The organism is Alysiella crassa DSM 2578, assembly GCF_000745955.1.
Classification (GTDB): domain Bacteria; phylum Pseudomonadota; class Gammaproteobacteria; order Burkholderiales; family Neisseriaceae; genus Simonsiella; species Simonsiella crassa.
On sequence record NZ_JQKH01000070.1, the window covers coordinates 1 to 13,051 of the forward strand.

The 13,051-nt window shown below is 46.9% G+C and carries 9 protein-coding genes and 1 tRNA gene; 6 read left to right on the forward strand and 4 right to left on the reverse strand.

The window, feature by feature from the left end:
• Nucleotides 1-64 precede the first annotated feature (64 nt).
• The 6 genes from Q338_RS09690 (at nt 65) to secA (ending at nt 8,965) form a co-directional block, all read left to right on the forward strand.
• Nucleotides 65-149, forward strand: a tRNA-Leu gene (locus tag Q338_RS09690).
• Nucleotides 150-268: 119 nt separating this feature from the next.
• Nucleotides 269-2,179, forward strand: coding sequence for a lytic transglycosylase domain-containing protein (locus Q338_RS09695; RefSeq protein ID WP_034294769.1), 1,911 nt, complete (start codon nt 269-271; stop codon nt 2,177-2,179).
• 139 nt (nt 2,180-2,318) lie between these two features.
• Nucleotides 2,319-3,203, forward strand: coding sequence for an Hsp33 family molecular chaperone HslO (hslO, locus tag Q338_RS09700; protein ID WP_034294771.1), 885 nt, complete (start codon nt 2,319-2,321; stop codon nt 3,201-3,203).
• Nucleotides 3,204-3,317: 114 nt separating this feature from the next.
• Entirely contained in the window at nt 3,318-4,397 is a 1,080-nt protein-coding gene (locus Q338_RS09705) for a hypothetical protein (RefSeq protein ID WP_034294774.1), read from the forward strand.
• Nucleotides 4,398-4,485: 88 nt separating this feature from the next.
• On the forward strand, nt 4,486-5,769 hold the full coding sequence (gene hemL, locus Q338_RS09710) for a glutamate-1-semialdehyde 2,1-aminomutase (protein ID WP_034294776.1): 1,284 nt from the start codon (nt 4,486-4,488) through the stop codon (nt 5,767-5,769).
• Between the two features lie 412 nt (nt 5,770-6,181).
• Complete coding sequence (gene secA, locus Q338_RS09715; protein WP_034294778.1) at nt 6,182-8,965, forward strand: preprotein translocase subunit SecA; 2,784 nt, start codon at nt 6,182-6,184, stop codon at nt 8,963-8,965.
• Nucleotides 8,966-9,124: 159 nt separating this feature from the next.
• On the opposite strand, the gene rlmD is transcribed toward secA, so the two are convergent.
• From rlmD to Q338_RS09735, 4 genes are all read right to left on the reverse strand, one after another.
• Nucleotides 9,125-10,432, reverse strand: coding sequence for a 23S rRNA (uracil(1939)-C(5))-methyltransferase RlmD (gene rlmD, locus Q338_RS09720; RefSeq protein ID WP_034294780.1), 1,308 nt, complete (start codon nt 10,430-10,432; stop codon nt 9,125-9,127).
• Between the two features lie 3 nt (nt 10,433-10,435).
• Nucleotides 10,436-11,554, reverse strand: coding sequence for a glycerate kinase (locus Q338_RS09725; RefSeq protein WP_034294782.1), 1,119 nt, complete (start codon nt 11,552-11,554; stop codon nt 10,436-10,438).
• A 293-nt stretch (nt 11,555-11,847) separates the two neighbouring features.
• The gene (locus Q338_RS09730) at nt 11,848-12,555 is read right to left on the reverse strand and encodes a hypothetical protein (RefSeq protein WP_034294784.1); all 708 of its coding nucleotides are present in this window, start codon (nt 12,553-12,555) and stop codon (nt 11,848-11,850) included.
• Between the two features lie 71 nt (nt 12,556-12,626).
• The coding region (locus Q338_RS09735) for a DUF4261 domain-containing protein (RefSeq protein WP_034294786.1) at nt 12,627-13,051 on the reverse strand (425 nt) is incomplete at its 5' end.

Consider the following 13,051-nt stretch of genomic DNA (forward strand, 5'->3'; position numbering starts at 1 on the left):
TTTCAGGCAGCCTGAACGCTTTACAAGATTTCAAAAAGCCGTATAATGCCAATCTTCAACACCAGCCCAGGTGGCGAAATTGGTAGACGCAGGGGACTCAAAATCCCCCGCCGCAAGGTGTGTCGGTTCGAGTCCGACCCTGGGCACCAAGATTCTAAAATCCGCTAACGAGTTTAGCGGATTTTTTTGTTTCAGGCAGCCTGAAAACAGGTTTTCGCGTATAATCATTCGCTCATGTCTCCCCTTTTTGATTGTTGAAGTAAAGTTTATGAATTCTATACAAAAATTTCCAAAAAAATTAACTTATCCTTTGATTGCGGCGGCTTTGACTTTGATTGCGGCGTGCGCTTCCGACCGTGTGCCCGACACAGGTAAAACCACTAAACCAACTACACCCAACACACAGGGCAAAAAACTGGAACCCATCGCCACACCCAATATGGCTGGTGAAGGCTTCTCATTCACACCAAAATCTGCCGAGAATTTTTCGCAAACCATGAGCGATTACAGCCGTTTGGCGAGCGTGCTGGCGGCGGCGCAAGCAGGCGATGATTTCACGCCGCAGCAATTTTTAGCCACGCAAAGCAATAGTGCAATGGGCGAAGCGGTACGCAATGAATGGCTGAAAAGTTTGGGTGTGCGCCAACAAATTCAGTTGTTTAAACAACAATATGCTTTGCTGCCTGCCGATGGGCGTTTGAAAGAAGTGCGTTGTTATGCGATGTTGTTTGGCATTGAAAATGACGCGGCTTTGTTGCAAGAGCATTTGGAAGAAACGGGCAAGGCTTCGGCTGGCTGTACGCGTTTGGTGGAAAGTCGTGCGGTGGGCGTGGACAATCAATTGGCGTGGCGACGTGTGCGCGGTTTGATTAGCAATAATCAGATTACGGACGCGCGTAATTTGGCGGCGGCTTTGGGCAGCCCATTGGACGGCGGCGTGGGGCAAGGCGCACAGGAGAATTTGTTGCGTGATGTGATTTCGCCGTCTGCGAAAAAATCGCCAGCGATTGCGGCTTCGCGTTTGGCGAATATTTCAGGCAGCCTGAATAATCAGCAAACAAGTTTTGCGTGGGGCGTTTTGGGCGTGGAACAGGCGGAAAGTGGCAATTTCCCGACTGCTTTGGCGTATTTTAATCGGGCGAGCGACCGTAGCCAGTTGAGCAAAAATCAGTTTGAGTGGTATGTGCGTTCTGCTTTGCGTTTGGGGCAATGGGACACGGTGGCAAGCGTGATTGAAGCCATGCCACAAAAATTGCGTGATGATTCGGCGTGGTCGTATTGGTTGGCGCGTGTTTACCAAATGCGTGGTCAAACGGCTCAAGCGCAAGCCTTGTTTGATAAAGCGTCTAAAACGGGGCGCAATTTCTACGCTGTATTGTCGCTGGAAGAATTGGGCAAACGTGTGGACACGCGCAATAATGTCGCTAATCCAACCGCGCAACAATTGAATACGATTAAACAAGATGGTGCGATTCAACGCGCTTTGCAAATGTATCGTGCCAGCGCGGGCAATTGGGAATTGCGTAAACAAGCGCAAGCAGAATGGCGTTACGCGACTCGTGGCATGAACGAAACCACGCGTTTGGCGGCGGCGCAGCTTGCCTACGATAATCAGTTTTATGAAATGGCAATCGCCACTGCCGACAGCACCAGCAAATTATTGAATTATAATCTGCGCTATATTTCGCCATTCCAAGATTTGGTGGTGGATTATTCGGCGCAGGCAAATGTGGATGCGGCTTGGGTGTATGGCTTGATTCGTCAGGAAAGCCGTTTTATGTTGTCGGCAAAATCCAGTGTAGGGGCGCAAGGTTTAATGCAAGTTATGCCTGCGACTGCGGCGGAAATTGCGCGGCGCATTGGCATGTCGCAGTCTGATTTGTACACGATGGACGGCAATATTCGCATGGGTACATGGTATATGGCAGACGCAAGACGCAGTTTGCAAAACAATGAAGTGATGGCAACGGCGGGTTATAACGCAGGCCCAAGTCGTGCGCGTAAATGGCAAGCCAATGTGCCATTGGAAGGCGCAATTTATGCGGAGACGATTCCATTCACAGAAACGCGTGATTATGTGAAAAAAGTGATGACCAACGCGACTTATTACGCCAGCTTGTTAAACGAGCCGCACACGTCATTGAAAACGCGTATGGGCATGGTGCCAGCGCGGTATTAATCATATTAATCAAATGGTTTAAATGATTGGGGCAGCCTGAAAACGGGAGATGATTTCTGTTTTCAGGCTGTCTCTTGATTTTCAGGCTGCCTGAAACCATATTGGGCAATATTATTATCTCAAATCATAGAAAGTTATTATGAATAATCAACGTACTCGATTTATTTTTGACACCATGCCTGTACGTGGTTTACACGTTCAGGCGCAAGAAGTTTGGCAGCACATTGTGGCGCGTAAACATTATCCCACCGCCATTCGCCGTGCTTTGGGCGAATTGTTGGCGGCGGGGGCGTTGTTGTCCAGCAATTTGAAATTGGACGGCACTTTGATTTTGCAGGTGCAAGGTCAGGGGATTTTGAAATTATTGGTGGTGGAAGCGACTTCTCATCACACCGTCCGCGCCACCGCACGTTTTGACGAAACGGCAAATATTGCCGATGACGCGAATTTGTCGGATTTACTGGGCGACAATGGCGTGTTTGTCATCACTTTGCAGCCAAAAGAGGGCGAACAATGGCAAGGCGTGGTGCCACTAGAGGGCGGCAGCATTGCCACCATGTTGATGAATTACATGGCGCGTTCCGAGCAATTGCAAACGCATATTGCTTTGGCGGCAGACGACCACAGCGTAGGCGGTTTGCTGCTGCAAAGGCTGCCTGAACAGGAATTGGACGATGATTCTTGGCAACACGTTACCACATTGGCGGAGACTTTGACCGCGACCGAATTATTGAATTTGGACGCGCAAAACGTGTTGTACCGCCTGTTCCACGAAACGCCGCCGCGTGTGTTTGAACCCGAACAATTGGAATTTGCTTGCACCTGTTCACGCGGTAAAGTGAGCGATATGTTGCTGCTGTTGGGCGGACAAGAAGTCGGCGCGGCAGTGGCGGAAGAGGGCAGTATTACCATAGATTGCGATTTTTGCAATGAGCATTACACCTTTGATGAACAAGATGTAAACGCCCTGTTTGGCATGGACGTGGTGGCGGTGATGAAGCGGGAAAGTGTTAAAATCCAATAAATTCAGTTAAATCAGGCAGCCTGAAAAGTGTTCAGGCTGCCTTTTATTTTATAATGCTGGTGTCATTTTCAGGCAGCCTGAATCGTTAAATTTATTTAAAACAAGGAAAATACAATGGAAAATCCAGATTTGAAAGAAGCAAATAAACAGGATTCTATGAATCCAAATCGGAAAATTTTACTGATTTGTTCAGGGATATTGTGGTTAGCTTCTTTGGTGATGGTGGGGTTTTATAATCAAAGTGGTCGGTCTATATGGGGTTGGGAAATTTTGTCCCAAATGCTGATGGCTTGGTTCTCTATTTTCGTAATAATGCCTAATAAATATCATCTTGTGTTTGAAATTTTGCCATTTTTGGCTGTTTATGCAAATTTATTTTATTTAATTGCATGGTTATTATTGTGGATATCGCGCGCGAATATGCAGCAATCCTATAATATTTTCGTTGTTCCCATGTTAGTTTTGGCGTCATTGACATGTTTTTTGGAAGATGTACAACATATGGGTAGTGTAGCTGCATGGGGCTATGGTGCATTTGTATGGGCTTGTTCGTTGATTTTATTGGCTGGTGCGGCGTGGGATAAACGGGTTTATCATTCCAGAATTAAATCACTAAAACCCTATTTAGTGGGATTTGCTTTTGTATTATTCGGTTTAAAAAGTTATCAAATAATACAAATTAAAATACTTGAAAAAGAAGCTATCAAAAGATTAAATGGGGAAATAGCCAAAATCCTACCAAATTACATCATGCCCATGATTCCTACGGCAGAATTATATACGAAACTATATACCCGAATCCCTAGCAGCTACATATTAGAACCGATAGAAATTAACCCCCCTGCTATTATTGTATTAAAAGAAAATGAATTAGTGGAAATCAAAGCACAGCTTATTAATTTGAATTTGTTTATTAACCGAACAGAGGTCAAGTTACCAAAACAATTTTGGTATGAAGGACAATTTATTTATTTTTTTTCAGATAAACCACCCAAACCAGTTCCGCCACCTACCTATCAATTTATTGTTCAGAAAAATAATGACATTGAAACAACATTATCTATTTATAATATGAAAGAAAAACGTGAAATTTGGCGGCAAACCGTTTGGTATTACAACAATAGAACTTATCCAGCCATCAATACAGATTTTCTTCAACAATTATTTCTTTCTCCCGAAAGTAAACAACCCTAAAATTTTCAATAGGCAGCCTGAAATCCATTCAGGCTGCCTTTCTGCTTTATAATGCCATTTTTCACATTATTTTTGAGAAAGCAAAACCATGTCCAATCAAAACGAAACCTTATTTGAACGCGCCAAACAAATCATTCCTGCTGGCGTAAACTCGCCCGTCCGCGCCTTTGGCAGCGTGGGCGGCATTCCGCGCTTTATCGCCAAAGCACAAGGCGCACACGTTTGGGACGCGAACGGCACACAATACATTGATTACGTTGGCTCATGGGGGACGGGTATTGTCGGACACGCCCACCCCGAAGTTGTGGAAGCCGTGCGCGAAGCGGCGGTTGGCGGCTTGTCATTTGGCGCGCCGACCGAAGCCGAAATCGTCATCGCCGAAGAAATCGCCAAAATCGTCCCCAGCGTAGAACGCTTGCGCTTGGTGTCGTCTGGCACGGAAGCGACCATGACCGCCATTCGCTTGGCGCGTGGCTACACGGGGCGCGACAAAATCGTCAAATTTGAAGGCTGCTATCATGGGCATTCCGACAGCTTGCTGGTGAAAGCAGGTTCAGGCTTGCTGACATTTGGCAACCCCAGTTCCGCAGGCGTACCAGCCGATTTGACCCAGCACACCATTGTTTTACCGTATAACGATGTGGCAGCCTTAAAACAAGCGTTTGATGAATTTGGCACGCAAATCGCAGGCGTGATTTTAGAACCGATTGCGGGCAATATGAATTTGGTACGCGCCACGCCCGAGTTCGTCCAAACCCTGCGCCAAGTTACCGAACAAAACGGCGCGGTTTTGATTTACGATGAAGTGATGACGGGTTTCCGTGTCGCATTGGGCGGTGCACAATCGCTGCACGGCATCACGCCCGACTTGACCACCATGGGCAAAGTCATCGGTGGTGGCATGCCATTGGCGGCATTTGGCGGCAAAAAAGAGATTATGGACTGCATTTCCCCATTGGGCGGCGTGTATCAGGCAGGCACATTGTCGGGCAATCCCGTTGCCGTTGCCGCAGGTTTGAAAACGCTGGAAATCATTCAACGTCCCAATTTTTATGAAAACCTGTCCGCGCGTACGCAACAGTTGGCGCAAGGCTTGACCGCCGCCGCACAATCGGCAGGCATTGAATTTTGTGCCGACAGCGTGGGAGGCATGTTTGGCTTGTATTTCGCGCCCCAATTTCCGCAAACCTACGCCGACATGATGGCGAGCAATGTGGACGGCTTCAAACAATTTTTCCATGCCATGCTGGACAAAAACGTGGCGTTTGGACCTTCCGCTTACGAAGCAGGATTTGTGTCCGCCGCGCACACGCCTGAATTGATTGATGAAACCATTGAAATTGCCAAACAAGTGTTTGCCCAAATGAAATAATATTTTAGCTACGCAGAACTTCGTTTCAGGCAGCCTGAACCATTTTCGCGGCAATTTGGATGTGGACATGGCGTTGCGCCGCCATACCCACGCTTTTGGGTGTGTGGCACGAAACGGTTTGTGGCACCATTTCAGGCAGCCTTTCGCTCCCTCTCTCCTGTGAGAGAGGGCTGGGGAGAGGGAAAAATCATTGAGTATTGACAGTTTTACCCTCTCCCACAGAAGAGGGGAGAGGTGGGCGGTAGGCAAAAATTTGTAGGGTAGTAAAAGGCAGCCTGAAAACGCAAAATCACGTTAAATCCGCTTTAAAACGACAAATTCAGCCCCATTCTCTGTGCAGCTTTCGCATTCTCAATAATGACTGTGATAAAATTACGCCACTTTTTTTCCTGCAAACAAGGATAGTTCTATAATGTTCGCGAATATCGCCAAAAAAATCTTCGGCAGTCGCAATGACCGATTGTTGAAACAATATCGTAAAACAGTAAACAAAATCAACTCACTAGAAGAGCAAATTCAAGCCCTGACAGATGAACAGTTGCAAGCCAAAACCGCCGAATTCAAACAAAAAATCGCCAATGGTGCGACTTTAGATGATGTGTTGCCCGAAGCCTTTGCCGTGTGCCGTGAGGCATCGCGCCGCGTGTTGGGCATGCGCCATTTTGACGTGCAATTAATCGGCGGCATGGTGCTGCATTACGGCAAAATCGCCGAAATGCGTACGGGCGAGGGCAAAACGTTGGTGGGTACGCTGGCGGTGTATTTGAATGCGCTATCGGGTAAAGGCGTGCATGTCGTTACCGTGAACGATTATTTGGCAGAACGTGATGCGAGCATTATGGCACCGCTTTACAATTTCTTGGGCTTGAGCGTGGGCGTGATTGTCAGCAATCAAGAGCCGTTTTATCGCCAAACCGCCTACAACGCCGACATCACTTACGGCACCAATAACGAATTTGGTTTTGACTATTTGCGCGACAATATGGTTACCGACCAATACGATAAAGTTCAACGCGAATTGAATTTTGCCGTGGTGGACGAAGTGGACAGTATTTTGATTGACGAAGCGCGTACGCCTTTGATTATTTCGGGTCAAGCCGATGATAATGTTCAGCTTTATCAAATCATGAATCAAGTGCCGCCCATGTTGCACCGTCAAGACAAGGAAGATGGCGAGGGCGATTATTGGGTTGATGAAAAAAATCATCAAGTTACCCTGTCCGAGCGCGGTCATGAACATGCGGAAGATATTTTAACGCGCATGGGCTTATTGCAAGAGGGCGATTCGCTGTATTCAACGGGCAATATTATGCTTATGCACCATTTGATGGCAGCCTTAAAAGCGCATACTTTGTTCCATCTTGACCAGCATTATGTGATTAAACCGAATGACGAAGGGCAGCCTGAAATTGTGATTGTGGACGAACACACGGGGCGTTTGATGGACGGTCGCCGTTGGTCGGAGGGTTTGCATCAGGCGGTGGAAGCGAAAGAAGGTGTTGAAATTAAACGAGAAAATCAAACTTTGGCGAGCATTACATTCCAAAACTATTTCCGTTTGTACACCAAATTATCAGGTATGACGGGTACGGCAGACACGGAAGCCTACGAATTCCAAAGTATTTACAATTTGGAAACCGTGATTATTCCAACCAATAAACCGATTCAGCGCAAAGATTTCAATGACCAAATTTTCCGTACCGCCGAAGAAAAATACGAAGCGGTGGTAAAAGACATTGCCGAATGCTACAAACGTGGGCAGCCTGTATTGGTTGGCACGACCACGATTGAAAATTCGGAATTGGTGTCTAACTTATTGAATAAAGCAGGTTTGCCACACAATGTGTTGAACGCAAAAGAACACCAACGCGAAGCCTTGATTGTCGCGCAAGCAGGTAAACCGTCCATGATTACGGTAGCGACCAATATGGCGGGGCGCGGTACGGATATTGTCTTGGGTGGCAATGTGAAACATCAAGCGGACGCGATTCGTGCCGATGAAACGCTGCCTGAAGACGAAAAAGAACGCCAAATCAAAACATTGGAAGACAGTTGGGAAGCCGACCACAAGCGCGTGATGGAAGCAGGCGGCTTGCACATTATCGGCACGGAACGCCACGAAAGTCGCCGCATTGACAATCAGTTGCGCGGTCGTTCAGGTCGTCAGGGCGACCCTGGTTCTAGCCGTTTCTATTTGTCGTTTGAAGACCCATTATTGCGCCTGTTTGCGCTGGACCGTGCGGCGGCGATTTTGGAACGCCTTGCGCCTGAACGCGGCGTGCCGATTGAAGCGGGCATTCTCACCCGCCAAATTGAAAACGCGCAACGCAAAGTAGAAGGTCGAAACTTTGATATGCGTAAACAGGTTTTGGAATACGATGATGTGGCGAATGACCAGCGCAAAGTGATTTACCATCAGCGCAATGAGATTTTGACCAGCACAGATATTGCCGATATTGTCCGCGAAATGCGCGAAGAAGTGATTGGCGGTTTGGTGGACGCACACATGCCACCCGATAGCATGGAAGAACAATGGGATATTCCTGCTTTGGAAGCGCGTTTGGAAAGCGAATTCCGCGTACACGCAACCATTCATCAATGGCTCTCTGCCGATAATTCATTGGAAAATGAAGACGTGAAAGAGCGTTTGTTGAAATTGGTGGAACAAGAGTACAACAGCAAAGTGGATATGGTCGGACAAGAGCAATTTGCAGGATTTGAACGCAATATTGTTTTGCAAACCATTGATTCTAATTGGCGCGAACATTTGGCGGCGATGGATTATTTGCGTCAAGGCATTCATTTGCGTGGCTACGCGCAGAAAAATCCGAAGCAGGAATACAAACGCGAAGCCTATGACATGTTCCAAAACCTGTGGCGCACGATTCGCCACAATGCGACTGCTTTGCTGGTGTCGGTGCAAATTCAGCCTTATGAAGACGTGGAAGCGGAAACCGAGCAACACATGCCCGAAAATATGTACGCCCACCACGCCGACGCGCCCGATATGCAAACGGTTTTAGGGGAATCGCGTGATAGTTTGGCGCGGGAAGCCATGCAGCCTGCGGAAAATGGCGAAGAGCCTGATTACAGCGTGGCGGCGATGGACAGAATGGGCAAAGTGGTACACCGCAATGACCCGTGTCCATGTGGTAGTGGCTTGAAATATAAGCAATGTCATGGAAAATTGGGTTAATTTGAATTTGATTTTCTGTGAATAAAAAGGCAGCCTGAAATGGGGGAAACTCCGTTTCAGGCTGCCTTATTTTGTCGGGTGCGTACCACGCACCAAATTATTTAAATAATCTGGAATTTTGGTGCGTAATACGTACCCTACATGGCAGCCTGAAAACCATCACGCTACCAAATCAAATACCGCAATCGCTTCAATATGCGCCGTGTGCGGAAACAAATTCATCACGCCAGCCGCACAAAAACGGTAGCCTTTCGCCACCAAAACCGCCGAGTCTCGCGCAAAAGTGGCTGGATTGCACGATACATACACAATCCGCTTGGGCAAATACGGCGCGTGCAAAGCCTGCACCACCGCATACGCCCCCGCTCGTGGCGGGTCAAGCAGCATTTTGTCAAAATAACCTAAATCTTCAATGGTTTGTGGTGTAGTGTCAAATAAATCGGCGGTGCGAAATTGCACATTATTTAAACCATTGGCACGGGCGTTGGTAATGGCGCGTTGGGTCAAATGGTCTGCGCCTTCAATGCCGACCACGTTTGCGCCGCTTCGGGCGATGGGCAGTGTGAAATTACCCAAACCACAAAATAAATCCGCAATGGTTTCATCAGCTTGCGGCTGAAGCAAACGCATGGCGCGTGAAACCATCATTTCATTCATGGGCAAATTGATTTGCGTGAAATCGCCCACGCGAAACGGCATGGTCAGCCCAAATTCAGGCAGCCTGTAGGACAATTCGGGTGCGTGTTTGGGTAACACGGCTTGTGGGGTTTTTTTGGCAATTTGTTGCCAGATTTGCCAATTTGCCTGTCCCAACGCATTCAGGCTGCCTGAAAAATCCTGCACGGCGTGTTTGCTAAAATATTGATTGGTAATAATATTTAACACGCTAATTTGTTCGCCCACCGAAATTTCTATTTGTTCAAAACGGATTTTGGGTGCGCTGCGGTGCAAGTTTTGTAAACCTGTGCGTATGGCGTTCAGGCTGCCTGAAACGTGTTCGGGCAAAATCGGGCATTGTGAAATCGGGACAATTTTGTTGCTGCGTTTGGCTTGATAGCCTAATTGCACAAGTCCTTGTTTATCCACAAAAATGGACAATCGAGTGCGGCTGCGATAATGCCATGCCGCGCCGTAAATGGGCGGCAAAATGGTTTCAGGCTGCACTTTGCCTATGCGCTGCAATTGTTCTTCAAAAATGCGCTGTTTCATGGCGACTTGTGCAGAAAATTCAAGATGTTGCAAAGCACAGCCGCCGCATTCGCCATACACTTCACAACGCGGCGTACGGCGGTAGGGCGATGCTTGGATAATGTGTGTGCCATCGGCTTCGGCGAATGAACCTTTGTCTTTGTGAATGGCGATTTGCACCGTTTCCAATGGCAAGGCATTGTTTACAAATATGGTTTTTCCGTCAATGCGCGTTACGCCACGCCCTTCGTAATCCAAAGAATGTATGGTGGCTTGCATGGATTACAGCACCCACATGGCGGCGATGTTTCGCGCGGTGCGTTCTACATTGCGCTCGGCGTGTTCCAAAATATCGGGCAAACTCGCCACGCGGTCTATGCTGGGGAACACGGCGGCGAAACCCATTTGGTAGAGCGCGTCCACGTCCATCACGCTGCCTGCAATGCCGACCACAGGCACACCGTGATTTTGCGCCACGTTTAACACGCCTAATGGTACTTTGCCAAATGCCGTTTGTCCGTCCATACAGCCTTCGCCTGTGATGACTAAATCCGCGTCTGCAATTTTATTATACAAATCAGTGGCTTCTAATACAATTTGAATGCCAGAGCGCAATTCCGCGCCCAGCAAAGCGCGTAAACCAAAACCCAAACCGCCTGCCGCGCCGCTACCTGCTTCATCGCGGAAATCTGTGCCGTTTTTGGCAAGCACATCGGCGAAATTGGTGAGCGCGGTGTCTAATTCTCTAATCATTTGAATGGTCGCGCCTTTTTGTTTGCCAAACACGGCGGTTGCGCCCGTGTCGCCGCACAGGGGATTGACGACATCGCACGCTGCGACAATTTCGCATTCTTGCAAAACATTCAGGCTGTCTGAAGCTTGCACCGAACTCAAATAGCGCAACGCTGCGCCACCGCGTGGCAAATCGCGTCCAGCCTTGTCCAGCAAACGAAAGCCTAGAGCTTGCGCCATGCCTGCGCCGCCATCGTTGGTGGCTGAACCGCCTATGCCCAAAATGATTTTGCGTATGCCCTGATTAATGGCATGGGCAATCATTTCGCCTACGCCAAAAGTGCTGGTTTTCATGGGGTTGCGCTCGGCGGGGGTGAGCAAATGCAAACCTGCGGCTTCTGCCATTTCCATCACTGCCGTACCATTGGGCAAAATGCCGTAACGCGCGTCCACTTGTCGCCCCAAAGGGTCGGACACGCGGACGTGTATCCATTCGCCACCACATGCCGATACCAATGCCGCCGCCGTGCCTTCGCCACCGTCTGCCATCGGAATGGAGACGTATTGTGCGCTGGGCAGAATGTGTGCGAAACCGCGTTGTATGGCGGCACAGGCTTGGGGTGCGGTCAGGCTTTCTTTGAATGAGTCTGCGGCGATGATGATTTTCACGGTATGGGTTTCCTATAATGTTGAATTGAAAAGATGAACATCAGCCCCCTATTATCAACAAAAAAGGGCAGCCTGAAAACTAATTTATGCGTTTCAGGCTGCCTTGATGTCGTTTTGTACAATAAAAAATCTATAATTGGTTTTATCACAAATTAAAATATTTGCAAAATGATTTTGTTGAATTTATTTTTCAGGCTGCCTGAAATCAAATATTTCACATTAAAACATTATTTTATGTGTATCTGATTGAACTGCGTGGGCAACAAGTTGCCCACCCTACGCTTGCTCCAAAATCAAATTAATTTACATAAAGCAAAGCCAAATTTATTCGCCATATCCGCTTCTGATAAGGCAGCCTGTAATGATTCAGACATAAAATAAGAATTTGAAAGTAAGGGGTCATGCCATAAATCCACATCGCATTCTAGGGCAGAGGCAGAAAGTTCCACATAATTGTCCCTGATACCATATCTTGGCGAATAAATTTCTAATCCACTTGGGTAACGAATAAATTTGAATTTAGAATGACTTTGTGGGTTCAGCATATATCTTCTTTGTTCAGATACATCTAAAATATAAAAGGTTTCCTCTTTCCATAATTCGCCTGTTTCTATGTCGTAGATGTGTATAGGAGCGAAATCGCTTTGCCCTAAATTAAATTGTTTAAAAATTTCACCGCATTGTTGATTGAATACAATCCTGCCATTGGCGAAGAATACATATTCATCATCTTTGGGGTAATCCATTTTATCTGCCCACAAACTATTCGGAAAAACAAGAGATTTTTCAAAATCTGCTGCTGCTGCTGCTTCACAAATTCTGTTCCAATCTTCCTGATTTTTTTGTTTTAAAATTAGACTATCAGGATGTGTAGGATTTTGTCTTATGGCAATTTCATTGAGCCGATAAGTACGGTAATCAAATAAGCCATCATAGCTTGACCCTATCCGATAAGCAGTGATGCGCCCCAAACCAATGGATGCTGACCAAACTTTTTTCATACAGTATCTCTGAAAATAAAATTTAAACGGTCTATTGTACAGAACAATAGACCTCTTAACCTAAAAATATTTTATTGAATATCAATCTTTAATGAAAATTCACTTGGTGCGTACACGCTTTTTGAGTGGCTAATTTGCCATTTCTGTTCTGCACTAAATCCAATGGTTTCCCCATCTTTCAAGACCAAACCTGAACTGATGATGTAGCTGCACATACTGCTTAATGAAGCGTGAAGCGTACCCATATTGATTTTGCTGTTCAAAATCTCCATTTCATCTTTGCCAAATTTCGCCATGCCCGATGTGTAAAGCTGATTGCCCTGCTCATTTTGCCCCAAACCAATGTACACCCAAATCATAATCGGAATTTCATTGTTAGGCAGATATTCTTTCGCTACTTTCTGATAAAAATCAGCAGTATAAACCGTTCCTGAAGTGTAAACGCTGGTGGCATTTTCTTGTTTCAGGCAGCCTGAAACAATTTTGCTGTATAAGC

Excerpts from the sequence above, each read along its gene's own strand:
- rlmD (WP_034294780.1), bottom strand. The coding sequence starts at position 10,432 with ATGCAAGCCACCATACATTCTTTGGATTACGAAGGGCGTGGCGTAACG.
- Q338_RS09705 (WP_034294774.1), top strand. The coding sequence starts at position 3,318 with ATGGAAAATCCAGATTTGAAAGAAGCAAATAAACAGGATTCTATGAAT.
- Q338_RS09730 (WP_034294784.1), bottom strand. The coding sequence starts at position 12,555 with ATGAAAAAAGTTTGGTCAGCATCCATTGGTTTGGGGCGCATCACTGCT.
- hslO (WP_034294771.1), top strand. The coding sequence starts at position 2,319 with ATGAATAATCAACGTACTCGATTTATTTTTGACACCATGCCTGTACGT.
- secA (WP_034294778.1), top strand. The coding sequence starts at position 6,182 with ATGTTCGCGAATATCGCCAAAAAAATCTTCGGCAGTCGCAATGACCGA.
- Q338_RS09695 (WP_034294769.1), top strand. The coding sequence starts at position 269 with ATGAATTCTATACAAAAATTTCCAAAAAAATTAACTTATCCTTTGATT.
- hemL (WP_034294776.1), top strand. The coding sequence starts at position 4,486 with ATGTCCAATCAAAACGAAACCTTATTTGAACGCGCCAAACAAATCATT.